Below are 16,579 nucleotides of genomic sequence, written 5' to 3'. Positions count from 1 at the left end.
GAATAATATCGAACATCCATTATCGAGCAATTTAAACCGACGCACAGCCTGCACGTCTCGACGGACAAACTCATTAGTAAGACGGAGTATTGGTTGGATCTCGATCGCTACAACATTCCTGCACTTGTGCTTGGCGTAGCTAAACAATTGGGTGGAAACCTACTTTTAGGGCAGTAGGTCGGAAATGAGCGCATTAACATACGAAATGGGCTTCCCCTTCTACAAACATCTACAGCTTATAGATACACGCTTAGGTTTAATATTTTTCAACAACACGATTAAAATCATTTATCATAGCGTGAAAAATGTATTGAAATTTGTAATTTCACTTAAAATTAATCGCGCCAACTATGAACACTATTAAATCAAGTAAACTTTTTACTGCTAGCTGTTTGGCTTTGCTGGTCACTTCGCTTTCCTTTGGAATACGCGCAGGAATGATGAATCAACTCGGTATCGATTTCCAATTAAACGCCACACAGCTCGGAACGATTACCGCAACTGCATTTTGGGGGTTCCCGCTCGCTATAGTTGTAGGCGGCTTTGTTGTTGACATGATCGGCATGAAACGTTTACTGATCATGGCTTTTCTATTTCATTTAACGGGAATTGTGTTAACAGTATTTGCACAGGGATATTGGAGCTTGTTTTTCTCGACACTGTTGATTGGTATTGCTAACGGAACAGTGGAAGCCGCATGTAACCCTTTGGTTGCAGCATTGTATCCGGAAGAAAAAACAACACGTCTTAATTATTTTCATTTGTGGTTTCCCGGCGGGATTGTCATAGGGACGCTTTTGGTTACCTTATTTGTAAATTTGGGTATAGGATGGCAATCTCAGGTAGCCGTTATGTTGATTCCAACGTTGATGTATGGCTACCTCTTTTTAAAGCTCGAATTTCCAGTAACAGAACGCGTATCTTCTGGCTATTCTCGTGCAGATATGTACAAAGCCGTTTTCAGTCCTTTATTTCTGTTCATGTTCATCTGTATGTTTATGACAGCGATAACAGAGCTATTTACTGGTCAATGGATCAGCCTTTTGCTAAAAAATGTGACAGACAACGCTATTTTACTATTAACAATAACGACAGGGATAATGGTGGTGGGACGCGCTTTTGCAAAACCCATCGTGAGAAAACTGGCCCCGCAGGGGGTTTTACTTTTTTCGGCTGTGTTTGCAGCCCTTGGACTGTATCTTTTGAGCACACTGTCCGGAGGCTCCGTCTTTTTTGCAGCACTTATATTTGGTATTGGTGTGTGTTATTTTTGGCCTACCATGATTGGTTTTGTAGCCGAAAACATTCCTAAATCGGGAGCGCTAGGACTTAACTTGTTAGGCGGAGCAGGTATGTTTGCCGTGTCCGTTTACACAATTGTTATGGGTAATTTTTACGATGGTTTAGTCATCCGACATTTGCCCAAAGGCGCAAATCTCCAGGAATACAGTACAGCAGTCCCAGGTTCCGTAGAAGCAAGTGCGTTTGCGAAAGCCATGGATCTGGCAGGTCCAGAAGTGCTTCGGGTTACAACAGTGCTTCCCGTAATATTGATTTTCGCCTTTTCGGGATTGGTATTATATACGAAGCATTTAAAGCGCCTGCAACAACGTTCTGAAGTGTAACCCACATTCCTGTCAAGATCTTGACCGCTACAGCATCCCGGAAATCAGTGATGCCTTAAGACTTGAATTAGTTTATGCTAATGAAACGCAAAGCCTTTATCAATAGAAGTTAACGGGCGTGTTGCACTGTGTCAAAATCAAAGCTCCTGCGATGACAAAGCAGCATTCGGAAGCGGAAATTGACGTCAAGATGCTATGGTATTTAGAAACAGCTAAGCGAATTCGTATTTTCGGAAAGTGTAAAAATAACACGCAAATCTCCCGTTTTTTTGTTATTTTTATAACATTTCCAGTACTTACAATATTAAGACTACATGCTATTTACTGTTTTAACAGGATTAATAACATCGAGCCTTCTCATTCCTTTTGGCAAGCTTATTAAGACAAAATGGAGTTTTTTGCTCCCGTTGATACCTGTACTTTTATTTTTATTCTACCTCCTGCATATTCCAACCATCGCTGGTGGGACGAATCTGTTGCAAGGTGTGAATTGGGTGCCAAGTTTGGGAGTCAACCTTGACTTTCGATTAGACGGCTTATCGCTCCTTTTCGCTTTGCTGATCACCGGCATAGGCTCCGCTATATTTTTCTATGCACGCACCTATCTGAAGGGGCATGTATACTACGATCGATTTTTTGCCTACCTATTGCTTTTTATGAGCGCTATGTTAGGCGTCGTTTTATCCAACAATATTTTAACGCTTTTTGTATTTTGGGAGCTGACCAGCATAAGTTCCTTTTTCCTTATTGGCTTCAATAATGATAGCAAGGAGTCACGTGCCAGTGCACTTACAGCGCTAAGCATCACCGGGCTGGGCGGTTTTTTCTTGCTCGCAGGACTAATTTTAATGGGGCAAATTGCAGGTACCTTCGTGATCAGCGAATTGTTTAACAAGCATGATTTTTTGCTGGCACACCCCCTTTATCCGTTGATTGCTGGACTTATTTTTATCGGAGCCTTTACAAAATCGGCGCAATTTCCTTTCCATTTTTGGCTTCCCGGAGCCATGAAGGCACCCACGCCAGTCTCTGCCTACCTCCACTCGGCCACCATGGTGAAAGCAGGAATTTACCTTCTTGCACGCTTTACACCGGTATTGGGGGGCAGCGAACTGTGGAATAACACCTTGCTTATTGTAGGAGGCTTTACCATGGCTTTCGCAGCTATACATGCATTGTTTCGTGTAGATCTGAAGGGTATCCTGGCCTACTCAACCATCTCTGCACTAGGCATGTTAACCTTCCTTCTTGGCTTGGGCACGCAGGAAGCCTTCATTGCGGCAGCTGTATTTACCCTCGTGCACGCTTTGTATAAAGCCAACCTGTTTATGGTCACCGGTATAATTGACCACGAAACACACAGCCGTGATATCAGCAAGCTAAGTGGTCTTCGGAAGGTATTGTTCCCTGTATTTATTGCAGCGCTGTTGGCGGCCCTTTCCAGCGCGGGTCTACCTTCTACCTTCGGGTTTATCGGTAAAGACCTTATCTATGAAGCCACGCTTCATTACGAAGCAAACTGGGCACTATGGCTCACAGGCCTTGCGATCATCACCAATATCGGTTTGGTTGCAGCGGGTTTTATGGCGGGATTGACCCCGTTTACCGGCAAACTCCCTGCTACTTTTGAAAAGGTGCACCTACCCTATCCTTCTATGTGGATACCGCCCCTGCTTCTGGGTGTATTGGGTTTAGCCTTTGGACTTTTCCCCGGAATAGTGGGCGATCTTTTCAATAACCAAGCGGCCAATGCTATTGCCCAAGCAGAAACAGGCATGAAGTTAAAAATCTGGCACGGTTTCAATACGGTATTGTTATTAAGTATTGCGACGCTGGCTGTCGGAATACTCGTTTATCTGATCAACAAACCCAGCGAACGGAAGTTGGCCGCTGTGGAACGCTTTAATAGCATAGCCCCACAGCGCATTTTCATTCGCCTTGGAAGATCTATCGTTCGCTTATCTGCATGGTATACGCAGACGTTTCATAATGGCTACCTTCGCTCTTACCATATCAAGATTATCATCTTTGCAGAATTGCTGCTTGCTTACAAGCTTTGGATAAGTGGACCAATACAAATCAATTGGGAAGAACTTACGCCCTTATCGTGGTACGAAGTGGGCATCGTCGCGATACTGCTCGGCGCCCTGTACATCATCGTAACAACGGGTTCCCGATTGACGTCTGTCGTATCGACCAGTGTCATTGGGTACTGCATATGTTTGATGTTTGTGTTCTACAGCGCCCCCGATCTTGCGATGACGCAGTTTACCATCGATACATTGACAACAGTACTTTTTGTGCTGGTACTGTACAAGCTGCCCAGCTTTATTAACATCACAAGCCGATGGATACTTATCCGCGATGCAATCGTTGCGCTTGGCTTTGGCGTTATTTTATCGTTGATTGCGCTGAAAGTGCTTCAGGAGCCGAACTCTACCGAAGTTAGCAACTTCTATGGCGAAAATTCTTACTTATTGGCGAAGGGAAAAAATGTAGTGAATACCATCTTGGTAGATTTTCGGGGGATCGATACCATGTTTGAAACGGTGGTACTATCGATCGCTGCCATAGGGGTATACAGTTTAATAAGACTCCGATTAAAAGCATCGGAAAAAGAATAGTAAGATCCGTCAGGTTGATGGATATATATGATACGTGAACATTTATGAAAAGTGCGATTTTACAAACAGCAACCCGGTACCTGTTACCTATTTTGCTTCTATTTTCTTTTTTTCTATTACTGCGGGGGCATTACTACCCTGGAGGAGGATTTGTGGGTGGATTGGTAGCTTCCATTGCTTTTGTCTTGCATAGCTTTGCCAATGGCACCGAGAATACCATGAAGATTTTACGATACAAGCCGCTCTCGCTCATTCCTATTGGATTGGCCATATCGACGTTGAGCGTGGTTGCACCCCTGTTATTTGGGCTACCGCCGATGACGGGTCTATGGTTCGAAGAGCCTATACCGGTGATCGGCATGATCGGATCCGCATTGTTTTTCGACCTTGGTGTTTATCTCGTTGTTATTGGTGTCGTACTCACCATTTTATTTACTATAGCGCTAGAGCAGTAATATGGAACTTCTTTTAGTTATTGTGATTGGTTTACTGTATTCCGCGGGGGTGTATCTTATCCTGCGCCGGAGTATGGTAAAACTACTCCTAGGAATTATGCTTCTTGGTAATGGCACAAATATCCTTATCTTCCTCTTAGGAAAGATCACCAAGGGTACGCCGCCTGTCATTAATGAAGCGTATAAAGTCTTTCAGGATATTTACGCTGACCCTATTCCACAAGCGTTGATACTAACGGCAATCGTCATCAGCTTTGCCCTTACATCTTTTGCTATTGTTTTGTTGAAACGCGTCTATGCATTGGTCGATTCGGACGACCTTGACGACTTAAATACCCCCGAAGAAGAAGATTTATGATAGACAACCATATTTTGGCTCCTATTTTTGTGCAGTTGTTTACAGCTATTGCCCAGCTTATGTTTTGGCGAAAAACGCTTACCCAACGTTTTTTAAGTGTAGGGGGAAGTATTATTAGCTTACTGGTTGCAATCCGACTTTTCAGCAGGGTGCAGTCGGATGGAATATTGACCATGAATGCGGCAAATTGGGATGCACCTTTCGGAATTGTATTTGTTGCAGACACCTTGAGTGTGACGTTGGTGCTGCTCACCTCCCTTGCTGGGGTGGCTGTATCCATATTTTCTTCCGTTAGTCTGAGTAGGCAACGGATGCTGTATGGCTATTTCCCGATCTTTCACTTCCTGATTATGGGCTTGTATGGAGCTTTCTTGACCGGAGACATCTTTAATCTTTATGTATATTTTGAGGTGATCATCATATCTTCGTTCGTACTGATGACTTTGGGCGGTAGGAAGGCGCAACTGGAAGGTGCCGTAAAGTATATGGCCATGAACATCCTCGCTTCCATGTTTTTTCTAACAGGCATTGGGATTCTTTACGGTATTACGGGTAGTTTAAATATGGCAGACCTTGCCCTGAAAATACAATCCGTACAAAACAAGACGTTAGTGGGGATCACATCCTGCTTCTTTATCATCGGGTTTGGGATTAAATCTGCTGTATTTCCGCTGTATTACTGGCTACCCTCCTCCTATCATACACCACCATCCGCCGTTGCCGCTACATTCGGCGGGTTGCTTACCAAAGTAGGTATTTATGCTATGATACGCGTGTTGAGCCTTATTTTTATACCCGATGATTTCACGAAAACGTTACTGATGGTGATTGCTGTATTAACCATTGTAACAGGTGCTTTCGGCGCGCTTATCAAATCCAACGTACGTCGGCTTTTCTCTTACCTCATCGTTTGTCATATCGGATTTATGGTAGGTGGTATCGCCATGTTTACCAAAGTTGCGCTGATGGGTACGGTGTTTTATCTGATTCATGATATTATGGTGAAGACCAATATGTTTCTGATAGCCGGGTTGATTCGCCAGCTACGTGGAACATTAGATATGGAAAAATTAGGCGGTCTTTACCGGGATTATCCGAAAATATCGCTGCTGGTGGCGATCGTTCTCTTTTCATTAGTAGGCATACCGCCCCTCTCCGGCTTTTGGCCAAAAATCTTTCTGTTTCAGAATGCCTTCAGCCAACAGCAATACTTTTTCGCAGGGGCTTTGTTGTTCGGAAGCTTTATCACGCTATTTGTTATCGCGAAAATGTGGTCGCAAGTATTTTGGAAAAATCCGCCGCAGGAGGAGCTTATTGATGACCGTTTCGCGCCGATGCCACCTTACAAAAAGTTACTGATGGTCCTACCTATCGCTTTTCTAGGAGCTATCACGCTATACATTGGGTTGAACGCAGAAGCGATCGTCAACGTTACAGATGAAATTTCTAATCAACTAATAGATAACTCTTCTTATATCGAAGCGGTATTGGGAGACAAAACGAACTAGCACATGATTAAGTACTTTTTAATGAATTTGCTTCTTTCGGGGATCTGGGTAGCACTAACGGGCTCCATGTATTACACGAATTTTTTGTTCGGCTTTATGCTTGGCTTCTTTGTGCTGTGGATTATGAACAGGACAGAAACAGATCAGCGTTATTTCTATCGCGTTCCCAAGATTATCAGTTTTATCTTTTATTTTTTGTACGAAGTATTTCGCGCGAATATACAAGTAGCATTTGACGTCGTTACGCCAAAATATTTCTTTAAGCCGGGGATCGTGAAATATCCGTTGAATGCTTCTACAGACTTTGAGATCAACTTGCTGACGACGATGTTGTCCTTGACGCCAGGCACACTGATCTTAGATATTAGCGAAGACAAAAAAACGATCTATATACATGTGATGTACCTCACTGATCCCGAAACCTTTGTTAGGCAAACTAAAACTGGATTGGAAAGAAGACTATTAGCAATTTTACGATGATTACACTCGAAACATATTTTGATTACGTGATCCTGCCCATCTTGGCGATCTCCGTCATGATGGTCTTCATTCGACTGTTCAAAGGTCCTTCTTTAGTCGATCGCGTGATCGCTCTGGATCTGATCATCACGACCGGGATCGGGATCATTACCGTGTACAGCATACGTTCCAATCAAGCTGTATTCTTGGATGTCGCCATCATCCTCGCACTGATTGCCTTTTTGGGAACCGTTGCTTTTGCTTACTATATAGAAAAACAGAAAGATGATTGATATAATTTTAGCGATCCTGAGCTCCATAGGTGCCTTGTCCATTTTGTTTGCTTCCATCGGCATCTTGCGCATGCCCGATTTCTATTTAAGGCTATCGGTTACCGTAAAGGCATCTACACTGGGTGTAGGACTGTTGCTAATATGTGCCGCCATTATGTTTCCCGACGTTTCCGTGACCACAAAAGCAATTGCCATTATTTTCTTTTTGATCATTACGGCACCCATTGCAGCACACATGATTGGTCGTTCTGCTTACTTCACAGGAACACCGCTTTGGAAAGATACGGTTATAGATGAGCTTGCAGGGATGTATAACAAAGAAACCCACGAGTTAGAAAGCAAAGAGGAGGAAGCAGAAAACCCCGCCAATGAAGGTCCGAATATCGCGAAATCGGAAGAAGAGACGGAATAAAAAATAAGAAAAAAGCATCTCCTTATGATGTTCAAACAACTTAAGAGATGCTTTTCGTACTGTAGGTTACGGCATTAAAAAAGGATACAGACTGGTGTGGAAACCTCAATCTTTTTGCCGGTATCTTGAAGCTCACCGGTGTTAAGGTCTCTCGCGAATACCGTAATATCATCTGTTGACTGATTGGCCACAAGTAAAAAGCGCCCATCAGGACTGATATTAAAATTACGGGGCTCTTCTCCCTCCGTAGCATATACCTTTTCGCGTTTTAACGTACCTGATTTTTCGACAGAAAACAAAGCAATGCTATTGGCCTCGCCGCGGTTACTGGCATATAGGAATTTAAAATCGGGAGAAAATTTGATCTCAGCAGCGCCATTTTCGCCGGTAAACCCGTCGTCGTTGATGGATAGTGTATCAAGCAGCTGCCAAGTCTTATTTCCCTTTTTGTAATGAGCGATCTGCGCCTTCATTTCCAAAAGCACATACATGTTCTCCTCTTTTTTATCGAATGCGATATGTCTGGGGCCTCCTCCGGCTGGTGTGGAAATAACAGTTTCCTCCACAAGTTGGTACGTGCCTTTTTCCTGTGCTACCCGAAAAATCGTAATTTGATCGGTACCAAGGTTTTGTACGAAAACGTGCTCTTCGTCGGCACTAAAAAAAGCTGAATGCACGTGCGAGGCTTCTTGGCGCTCTTTATCAGGACCCTGCCCTTCTTGCTGGATCAATTGGATGTGCTCACCCAATGCTCCATTGTCCTCAAGCTTAAAAACAGTTAATGAGCCGCCTCCGTAGTTGGACACAAGCGCCAACGGATGATTTTTCGCCACGGCAACATGGCATGGCGAGGACCCCAGCGTAGGCTGGCTGTTAACGAAGGAGAGGATGTCACCATCAAAAGTAAACGCAGCTACTTCGGCGCTCTTTTGATCTTGTTCTTTCACCGCATAAAGTGTCTTACCATCCTTGGATTTTGCTAAAAAGGAGGGATCTTCCGCAGCCGTGGCAGAGTATAGTGTCGCTTCACCATCTTCGGTATTAAACATGTATAGATAAATGCCTTGACTTCCTTTATGGGTATAGGTTCCGACAAACATAGGTATTTCCTGCGCAATTGATTGAAGCATAAAACAACTAAATAAAAATGTAATTAAAGTTTTCATATTATCCACATGTAATAACTGTTACAAGGTACATATTATTACAACAATAAGGAGAACAATCGAGCTGTTAAATATGGTTAAAGAATAATTACTTTTTAACATTTTTAATAATTTAGCGCGCTGAGATTTACGTATCTTTGGATACGATAGTGAGCGTTTAAAATTATGAAGAAAGGATCATTACATTCCCATTATTTCTGATAATTTTGCAATGCGTAAAGGCGGAGATTCTATGACAAAAAAATACATATACTTATTAGGAACAGTACTTATGGCGATCTGTTGTCTGCAGAATGCGGTAGGTCAAGAACGTTTGGTAGATCGAGTTGTGGCCACTGTAGGTTCTGGCATTATTTTGCAATCCGATATTGAAATGCAGTACGCACAATACCTGGCACAAGGTGAAAAGCCAAATGATAACATGAAATGTTATTTGTTGCAGCAGTTGGTTACGCAAAAACTATTGTCACAGCAAGCCATTATTGACTCGATCGAAGTGTCAGAAGCGGAAGTCGATGATAACTTGAACAGACGTATGCAAATGATGGTAAGGCAGGCGGGCGGTAAAGAACGTTTGGAAGAATTCTTAAATCGCTCCTTACTTCAATACAAGGAAGAGATGCGTCCAAGTATCGGCGAACAGTTGAAGGCGCAAAAAATGCAACAAAACATCGTGACCACGATCAATGTTACACCGCAAGAGGTGAAAAGTTATTTCACAGGTCTTAACCAAGATAGCCTGCCCTATTTCAATACCGAGGTGGAAGTTGGTGAGATTGTCATCAATCCTGTACTAACGAAAGAAGAAAAGGAGCAATTTAAACAGAAAGCAGAGGGCTACCGTCAACAGGTCGTCAACGGTTCTGATTTTGGTACAGTAGCTCGTCTTTATTCGGAAGATGGATCGGCGCCATACGGTGGTGAATTAGGATTCGCGACAAGGGATAACTATGTGAAAGAGTTTTCGGCCATGGCGTTCAAACTTAAAGAGGGCGAAGTATCACCCGTATTTGAAACGATGTATGGGTTTCACTTTTTGCAGGTTCTACAACGCCGGGGCGAAGAAGTAAATGTACGCCACGTATTGATAAAGACAAAACCAACAGCATCTAGCCTAGAACGTGCAAAAGCAAAATTGGATAGCATTTACGATAAGGTAGAGCAAGGCAAATTAGGGTTTCACTTGGCCGCGTCTACCTATTCCGACAATAACGACACGAAATACACTGGCGGTATGATTGTGAATGAAGAAGATCGCTCCAGCTTGATTCCTATGGATAAGTTGGATCGGGAAACGTTTACGGCTATTGACCCATTGAAAGTAGGTCAATATTCCAAATCATTCCTTTCTAAAGATCGCATGGGAAGTCAGGTATATAAATTTATGTATTTGAAATCTCGCGTGGCGCCGCACAAAGCTAACTTAGAGCAAGATTTTGCCAAAATTCAGGAAGCTGCCAAGCAGGATAAAGTTAATAGGAAACTTAGTGAATGGTTTGAAGCACGGAAGGAAAATACTTTTATCGACATCAATGCCGATTTCCTTACCTGCGATGAACTGAAGCTTTGGATGACTAACGAAAGCTTAGCGCAAAAATAGTAACGCTCGGTATCTTAAACCGTAGAATGGGATCAAAAACAAACGGCCTCTATTCGGATTAAGCCAACATAAAAAAAAGACTGAACGAAAAAAGCGTTCAGTCTTTTTTTATGCGCCCAACTTTTCTTACTTGCCCTTTACGTGTGTAGTTTTATCCCCCTACCCATGTAAAAAAGAAATCAAATCTTAAAGCCTTTATACGCAGCATGAAAGAAAATTCTGGACGCTATTCAGTGGACATCCAACTGCAACAAAACCGCATATCCGAGACGAGTACGAGCTAATTATTGTTTAAAGGTTCGGAGTGGATCGCGCAGCGCGCGGAAGATATCCAACAGCGTTAAAAAGTAACTATACATGGGCCCTCACGACATCCCTATATCTACAAAAGTGACGAAATATCTACGCCTGCTTGGTGGGATGGTTTAGAGATTTCATAACAAAAAAGCGCATTCCAAAAAGGAATGCGCTTTTTTGTTATGTCGTTGCGTCGCGTTTATCGCTCGAACATCATTTCGATAAGTACGCGCCATTGATAGTCATCCTTCAACTGCCATATGCGGATATAGTTAAATTTCACCACTTTCTCCTTTGAGCGTACAGAGGCCGTGCCTGATGTGTAAGCATATTCGCCACTGTAGGCCCGTCCCACGCCGGATGGATCTGTGGTTATCTCAATACGTTTTTTCTTCAGGAAAGCCAGCACATTTTTCTTGCCCTCTATTTCTGGCTCCCAAGGGTAATAGTAACGTATATCATCCGACAAAAACTCCTTAAAGGCCGCTTCGTTATTGGCTTTCAAAACAGTAGAAAATAGTTCATCACTTTGGGTCACAACTTCCTCGCGTTGTTGCAAACGAACTTTCGAGCGGTGCTTCAAATACCAAGAATCATCAGGTTCATAATAGACCAAATCAGACTTTGGCCCTTTACCAAAATTTTCAACTTCGGCACGTAGATGCGCTTTCCAATTTCCTTTTCGATCCCTGCGCCAAACGGTAAGGTATTGGCCGTGTCTTTTGACAGCGCCCACTTTTTGAAATTCCATAGGCCCCGAAGTAACCCCCCAGTCCAAACTTTTAGAAACCAACGCAAAATTGGGTTGCCATGTTAATACGTCAGGAATATTGGGCCTATTACTTAGGTAGTTGACCGCATTCACAGGAGACGGAACATACAGGGTAGATTCTTTGTCCACGATAGACATCAAAGCATCATGTGGGTTCGACGTCTTCGAGATATTTGCCGCTGTGCGATCTGCTCGTATTAAGCCTCCTACCTTATCAGGCAGCTGCGCGTGCGCAACCATCGATAGGGTCAGTAGCCATGCACAAACAAACGAACAAATTTTGATTAATTTCATGTACACATTTTTGTCGTCTTACAATCAAATCTTATTCCAAAGTGTGCCATCCTTACTATCTTTTAGTTGGATACCAGCCGCGCTAAGCTTTTCACGAATGCGATCGGATGTTGTAAAGTCTTTATTTGATTTTGCCTCATTACGTATGTTGATAATAATCTGCATCAGCTCATCCATATTTCCAGCATCTGAACCAGTCGAATCATCATGCAATCCCAAAATGTCATGAACGAAGCTCTTCATTAGTGCTTTAATTTCCGAAAGGAGTTCCGCACTAAGCTTTGCCTTTCCATCGTACGCCGCATTGATAAACCGTACAACCTCGAATAGCTCTGCAATTAAAACAGGGCTGTTAAAATCGTCATTCATCGCATCATAGCAGCGTTGTTTGACGCCTTGGATATCAAAATCACTTTTATCAGCATTTTCTGGCTTCAACTTATCGAGCAAAGAGATGGCTGTCATTAAACGTCTATATCCCTTATCAGCTGCATCTAGTGCGTCATTCGAGAAATCCAACGTACTCCTGTAATGCGCTTGCATCATAAAGAAGCGCACGGCCATAGGGGAATAGCCACGGTTTAACAAGGCATGCTCTCCAGTGAACAGTTGATGGGGCAAAAAGCCATTGCCCGCAGATTTTGACATACGTGCTCCATTTACCGTTAACATATTGGTGTGCATCCAATATTTGGCAGGATGTACATGGTTACATGCTTCGGATTGCGCAATTTCGTTGGTATGGTGCGTAGCCGCTAAATCCATACCTCCGCCGTGAATATCAAACTGTGCACCCAAATATTTGCTGCTCATAGCAGAGCATTCAATATGCCATCCTGGAAAACCAACGCTCCACGGCGATGGCCAGCGCATGATATGCTCGGGTTTGGCTTTGATCCACAACGCAAAATCCAATCGCCCACGCTTCTCATCTTGTCCACCTAGTTCACGCGTATTATTTAAAAGATCCTCGAGTTTGCGATTCGTCAATACCGTATAGTCATGGTTCTTGACATATTTTTCCACATCGAAATATACCGTTCCATTAGCTTCATATGCAAACCCATTCGCGATGATTTCTTTGACCATCTCGATTTGTTCGGAAATGTGCCCTGTAGCCGTAGGCTCGATGCTGGGCGGAAGGGTATTAAACAACCGCAAAACATCATGGAATCCCAAGGTGTACTTCTGCACGATCTCCATCGGCTCGAGTTGCTCCAGCTTCGCTTTCTTTGCAAACTTATCATCGCCTTCATCGCGATCGCCTTCCAAATGTCCGGCATCTGTAATATTGCGCACGTAACGAACCTTAAAGCCGAGGTGCAATAGGTATCGGAATATAAGATCAAAAGAGATGAACGTACGGCAATTCCCCAAATGCACATCGCTATACACAGTTGGGCCGCAGACATACATGCCAACGAAAGGCGCATTTAATGGTTCAAACTTCTCTTTTTTTCGTGTTAACGTATTGTAAAGGACAAGATGGTTTTCCATGTATTTACTAAAATAAACCGCTTATTTTTGTCTAAAGAATATCTGAATGGGCACTCCTTTAAAATCGAAATTATCCCGCAGTTTGTTTTCAACAAATCGTTTATAGGGATCTTTGATATATTGCGGAAGATTGCAAAAGAAAGCAAACATTGGCGATCTTCCTGGGAGTTGGGTTGCGTATTTAATTTTGATGTATTTTCCTTTTGTGGAAGGCGGCGGGTAGTTTTCAATTACCTGGAGCATTACATCGTTTAATTTCGACGTCGAGATTTTTTTTGTTTTGTTTTTGTAAATCTCCATGGCCGTCTCGACGACCTTGAAAATACGCTGTTTTTCCGTTACTGAGGTAAAAACGATCGGAACATCAGTGAACGGCGCAATTTTCTCTCTAATCTTCGCTTCAAACTCCTTCGTTGTTTTGTGGTCTTTCTCGATCGTATCCCATTTGTTGACAACAATCATAATTCCTTTTTTGTTCTTCTCTGCAAGATGGAATATATTGATGTCTTGTGCTTCAATTCCGTCATTAGCATCCAACATCAAAATAACAACGTCGGAATCTTCCAACGCTTTAATGGTGCGCATAACCGAGTAAAATTCAATATCCTCATTCACTTTGGATTTACGGCGAAGTCCTGCGGTATCAATCAGCAAAAATTCGTGTCCAAACTGATTATAGTGTATACGGATAGAGTCGCGCGTAGTACCAGCGATATCAGTAACGATATTACGATCCACGCCAAGAAGGGCATTTGTAAGAGATGATTTACCCACATTTGGGCGACCAACAATGGTAATTTTAGGAAGTGTTTCCTCTTCCTCATCTTCCTGCTCCGGGAAGTGAGATACTACAGCATCGAGCAACTCGCCTGTTCCGGATCCTGTAGCCGATGAAATATTGTAAATTTCACCCAACCCAAATGCATAAAACTCGGCCGAGTCGTGGTGAAGTTTGGCATGATCAACCTTATTGGCAACCACATATACGGGTTTCGAACTGCGGCGTAATAAGTCTGCAATTTCATCGTCCAAATCGGTAATACCCGTGGTGACATCTACCATAAATACAATTACTGAAGCTTCCTCGATCGCGATATGCACTTGATCGCGGATGGCCTCTTCAAAGATATCATCCGAGCCATGCACAAAACCGCCGGTATCTATCACCGTAAATTTCTTTCCAATCCATTCCGCTGATTCGTAATGACGGTCACGAGTAACTCCGCTAAAGTCATCTACGATAGCTTTTCTACTCTCTGTCAAACGATTAAATAATGTGGACTTACCCACATTTGGGCGACCAACGATTGCAACAATATTTGCCATAACTATATCCGGTATTTAAAACGTTACCTCACGGCAACTTGCTTTTATTCAAGCCCACAAAGTTACAATAAAATACCTGATTATTTAGGCTCCGCCGTAAAAATGGCTTTGCGGTGTTGCAAAGCCATTCTTGTTTCATTTAAATAAGCCAGACTTAGCTAGACCCTACTGCGTAGGGTTCTGCGTTAATGTCCCAGGATACGAATTTATAGCGTCTTGTGGGATGTAGTAAATAACGCGATAATCGGTGGCTAAGATGCTTTCGGTTTGCACTTGCGGCCCAGGATAGGCCCGTCTCAATGAGCCGCCGTTACGAAAAACATCGTAACTGCGCTCCGCTTGGTAGGCCAACTCCAACTGACGCTCTTTATCGATGCGAAGACTAGCGTTGGAAGCATCTAGATTTGTATAGCCACCGTTGACAATGGAACGTGTACGAATAACATTCAAATCCGTTAGCGCCGCAGCATAGTTCCCAAGTTTCGCGTGAGCCTCTGCCCGGTTGAGATAAATCTCCCCCAAACGGCTGATTACAGGTGAATGCAGATGGGAGTCTTCTCCCTCACGAGATGCTTTGGTAATGTAAAACTGTGGATATACCCTATTTAGGGTTATAAAGTTATCCAGCACACCGGTATACGTTTTATTATCGCTGTAATTGATACTATATACCTCTTGCGCAGCATCGACGACCGATAGCGTGTATGTTTGATCACCATCTCGACAGGTGATCACATTTCCATTGCGCGTAATAGGCGCCTGTACATAATTGAAACCATTGGCAGGGTCTTGCTTAATAAAACGGAACACTTCCGTGTAAGCTCCTGTAGTCGCATTTCGAGCATAGGTCGGCTCGATAAATGCGGCGCGCGCATCTATAATACTGTATTTTTCTGGCCTCCAATCATTACGCCCCGTTTCATTAAGCAGGTCAATATATTTTGCACTTGCATACATTTCACCCCAGCCCATTCCCCCAATATTGGCATACATACCGCCCACGCCATAAAAATGATCGGTACCCGAAAACTCAGATGCTACCCGCTTCACCGCAAAAATTGTCTCTGCATTGTTCTCTGGCGTATAGGTATTATAACGCATAAATTGTTCGCGTGGCAACAATGCATAATCGCCCGAATTGATCACCTTATCGGCATATTCCACAGCTAATTGTGCATACTGTGTGTTCGGGGATGTGTAGGTTCCGCTCATATAAAGATATACTCGAGAAAGCAGCGCTTGGGCTGCCCCTTTAGATGCATAAATATGACCATTATCAAGCGTAAGCATTTCTTCGGCTTTACTTAAATCTGCAATAATCTGTTCGTAGGTTTGCTGAACCGTAGCTCGATCGGGCAACTCCAAATTAACAACATCTTCCGGAGTACCATTGACAATCGGGACACCTAAATTGCTGTTGGGGTTTTGATAGAATGGTCTGCCGTAGGCGCGAACTAAATAGAAATACATCATGCCTCGTATGTAATAACACTCGCCCAATTTATTGTCAAACTCCGCACTTTGTCCCTCTTCGAACATATTGATGATGTTTGAGGCCTGTGCGATCGCTTTATATCCATAGTTCCAGAATTGGTTTAAGCGTCCATTATTAGGCGTCCGGGAAAAGGAAATAAATTCGTAGAAAGCATCGGTAGAGGCTCCACGGATCATCATATTGTCACCGGCATATTCACCGCATCGGTGCATCGGGTCTGCCCATAGCTTTAATTGGGCGTATGTGCCATTCAATAGAGACTCAATGTACGCATTCGGGTCATCCTCTATTCGATCAGAGTCCATTGATCCGTAAGGCAAACGATCTATATCGCAGGAAGCGAGGCCAACACAGGTCAGAATAGCAAAAAATATTTTTTTCTTCATGTTTTTCAGTAG

14 protein-coding genes are annotated in these 16,579 nt (G+C 43.2%); 9 read left to right on the top strand and 5 right to left on the bottom strand.

Annotation, left to right across the window (positions count from 1 at the left end):
• Nucleotides 1-350 precede the first annotated feature (350 nt).
• The 8 genes from B0I21_RS04880 to mnhG all read left to right on the top strand — a co-directional run bounded on the left by B0I21_RS04880 (nt 351) and on the right by mnhG (nt 7,734).
• Nucleotides 351-1,625 (top strand): MFS transporter, encoded by a 1,275-nt coding sequence (locus tag B0I21_RS04880; RefSeq protein WP_133639334.1) that lies wholly within the window; start codon nt 351-353, stop codon nt 1,623-1,625.
• Nucleotides 1,626-1,939: 314 nt separating this feature from the next.
• Nucleotides 1,940-4,249 carry a putative monovalent cation/H+ antiporter subunit A gene (locus B0I21_RS04875; protein WP_133639333.1) on the top strand — a complete coding sequence of 770 codons (2,310 nt, stop codon included), beginning with the start codon at nt 1,940-1,942 and terminating at the stop codon, nt 4,247-4,249.
• 44 nt (nt 4,250-4,293) lie between these two features.
• Complete coding sequence (locus B0I21_RS04870; RefSeq protein WP_133639332.1) at nt 4,294-4,704, top strand: Na+/H+ antiporter subunit B; 411 nt, start codon at nt 4,294-4,296, stop codon at nt 4,702-4,704.
• A gap of 1 nt (nt 4,705) precedes the next feature.
• A complete protein-coding gene (locus B0I21_RS04865) occupies nt 4,706-5,062 on the top strand; it encodes a Na+/H+ antiporter subunit C (RefSeq protein WP_133639331.1) in 357 nt (118 codons plus the stop codon).
• The gene (locus tag B0I21_RS04860) at nt 5,059-6,570 is read left to right on the top strand and encodes a proton-conducting transporter transmembrane domain-containing protein (RefSeq protein ID WP_133639330.1); all 1,512 of its coding nucleotides are present in this window, start codon (nt 5,059-5,061) and stop codon (nt 6,568-6,570) included. Before B0I21_RS04865 ends, B0I21_RS04860 begins: the two co-directional genes overlap by 4 nt.
• Nucleotides 6,571-6,573: 3 nt before the next feature.
• The gene (locus B0I21_RS04855) at nt 6,574-7,050 is read left to right on the top strand and encodes a Na+/H+ antiporter subunit E (RefSeq protein ID WP_037495361.1); all 477 of its coding nucleotides are present in this window, start codon (nt 6,574-6,576) and stop codon (nt 7,048-7,050) included.
• On the top strand, nt 7,047-7,322 hold the full coding sequence (locus B0I21_RS04850; RefSeq protein ID WP_133639329.1) for a monovalent cation/H+ antiporter complex subunit F: 276 nt from the start codon (nt 7,047-7,049) through the stop codon (nt 7,320-7,322). The genes B0I21_RS04855 and B0I21_RS04850 overlap by 4 nt, the downstream gene beginning before the upstream one ends.
• Nucleotides 7,315-7,734 carry a monovalent cation/H(+) antiporter subunit G gene (mnhG, locus tag B0I21_RS04845; protein WP_133639328.1) on the top strand — a complete coding sequence of 140 codons (420 nt, stop codon included), beginning with the start codon at nt 7,315-7,317 and terminating at the stop codon, nt 7,732-7,734. The genes B0I21_RS04850 and mnhG overlap by 8 nt, the downstream gene beginning before the upstream one ends.
• A gap of 74 nt (nt 7,735-7,808) precedes the next feature.
• On the opposite strand, the gene B0I21_RS04840 is transcribed toward mnhG, so the two are convergent.
• Nucleotides 7,809-8,864 (bottom strand): lactonase family protein, encoded by a 1,056-nt coding sequence (locus B0I21_RS04840; protein ID WP_133639327.1) that lies wholly within the window; start codon nt 8,862-8,864, stop codon nt 7,809-7,811.
• A gap of 247 nt (nt 8,865-9,111) precedes the next feature.
• Here B0I21_RS04840 and B0I21_RS04835 point away from each other — a divergent pair, with 247 nt between their 5' ends.
• Nucleotides 9,112-10,500, top strand: a complete 1,389-nt coding sequence (locus B0I21_RS04835; protein ID WP_133639326.1) for a peptidylprolyl isomerase — start codon at nt 9,112-9,114, stop codon at nt 10,498-10,500.
• Nucleotides 10,501-10,996: 496 nt separating this feature from the next.
• Here the strand turns inward: B0I21_RS04835 and B0I21_RS04830 are convergent, their stop codons facing one another.
• The 4 genes from B0I21_RS04830 to B0I21_RS04815 form a co-directional block, all read right to left on the bottom strand.
• Nucleotides 10,997-11,863, bottom strand: a complete 867-nt coding sequence (locus B0I21_RS04830; protein ID WP_133639325.1) for a DUF4440 domain-containing protein — start codon at nt 11,861-11,863, stop codon at nt 10,997-10,999.
• A gap of 24 nt (nt 11,864-11,887) precedes the next feature.
• Nucleotides 11,888-13,360, bottom strand: coding sequence for a cysteine--tRNA ligase (cysS, locus tag B0I21_RS04825; protein ID WP_133639324.1), 1,473 nt, complete (start codon nt 13,358-13,360; stop codon nt 11,888-11,890).
• 21 nt (nt 13,361-13,381) lie between these two features.
• The gene (gene der, locus B0I21_RS04820; protein WP_133639323.1) at nt 13,382-14,686 is read right to left on the bottom strand and encodes a ribosome biogenesis GTPase Der; all 1,305 of its coding nucleotides are present in this window, start codon (nt 14,684-14,686) and stop codon (nt 13,382-13,384) included.
• 165 nt (nt 14,687-14,851) lie between these two features.
• Entirely contained in the window at nt 14,852-16,567 is a 1,716-nt protein-coding gene (locus B0I21_RS04815; protein ID WP_133639322.1) for a RagB/SusD family nutrient uptake outer membrane protein, read from the bottom strand.
• Nucleotides 16,568-16,579: the final 12 nt, after the last annotated feature.

The organism is Sphingobacterium paludis (genome assembly GCF_004364125.1).
Classification (GTDB): Bacteria; Bacteroidota; Bacteroidia; order Sphingobacteriales; family Sphingobacteriaceae; genus Sphingobacterium; species Sphingobacterium paludis.
This window is presented reverse-complemented; position numbering and strand designations above follow the sequence as displayed.

Excerpts from the sequence above, each read along its gene's own strand:
- B0I21_RS04840 (WP_133639327.1), bottom strand. The coding sequence starts at position 8,864 with ATGCTTCAATCAATTGCGCAGGAAATACCTATGTTTGTCGGAACCTAT.
- B0I21_RS04850 (WP_133639329.1), top strand. The coding sequence starts at position 7,047 with ATGATTACACTCGAAACATATTTTGATTACGTGATCCTGCCCATCTTG.
- B0I21_RS04855 (WP_037495361.1), top strand. The coding sequence starts at position 6,574 with ATGATTAAGTACTTTTTAATGAATTTGCTTCTTTCGGGGATCTGGGTA.
- mnhG (WP_133639328.1), top strand. The coding sequence starts at position 7,315 with ATGATTGATATAATTTTAGCGATCCTGAGCTCCATAGGTGCCTTGTCC.
- der (WP_133639323.1), bottom strand. The coding sequence starts at position 14,686 with ATGGCAAATATTGTTGCAATCGTTGGTCGCCCAAATGTGGGTAAGTCC.
- B0I21_RS04865 (WP_133639331.1), top strand. The coding sequence starts at position 4,706 with ATGGAACTTCTTTTAGTTATTGTGATTGGTTTACTGTATTCCGCGGGG.
- B0I21_RS04860 (WP_133639330.1), top strand. The coding sequence starts at position 5,059 with ATGATAGACAACCATATTTTGGCTCCTATTTTTGTGCAGTTGTTTACA.
- B0I21_RS04870 (WP_133639332.1), top strand. The coding sequence starts at position 4,294 with ATGAAAAGTGCGATTTTACAAACAGCAACCCGGTACCTGTTACCTATT.
- B0I21_RS04835 (WP_133639326.1), top strand. The coding sequence starts at position 9,112 with ATGCGTAAAGGCGGAGATTCTATGACAAAAAAATACATATACTTATTA.
- B0I21_RS04880 (WP_133639334.1), top strand. The coding sequence starts at position 351 with ATGAACACTATTAAATCAAGTAAACTTTTTACTGCTAGCTGTTTGGCT.
- cysS (WP_133639324.1), bottom strand. The coding sequence starts at position 13,360 with ATGGAAAACCATCTTGTCCTTTACAATACGTTAACACGAAAAAAAGAG.
- B0I21_RS04830 (WP_133639325.1), bottom strand. The coding sequence starts at position 11,863 with ATGAAATTAATCAAAATTTGTTCGTTTGTTTGTGCATGGCTACTGACC.
- B0I21_RS04875 (WP_133639333.1), top strand. The coding sequence starts at position 1,940 with ATGCTATTTACTGTTTTAACAGGATTAATAACATCGAGCCTTCTCATT.
- B0I21_RS04815 (WP_133639322.1), bottom strand. The coding sequence starts at position 16,567 with ATGAAGAAAAAAATATTTTTTGCTATTCTGACCTGTGTTGGCCTCGCT.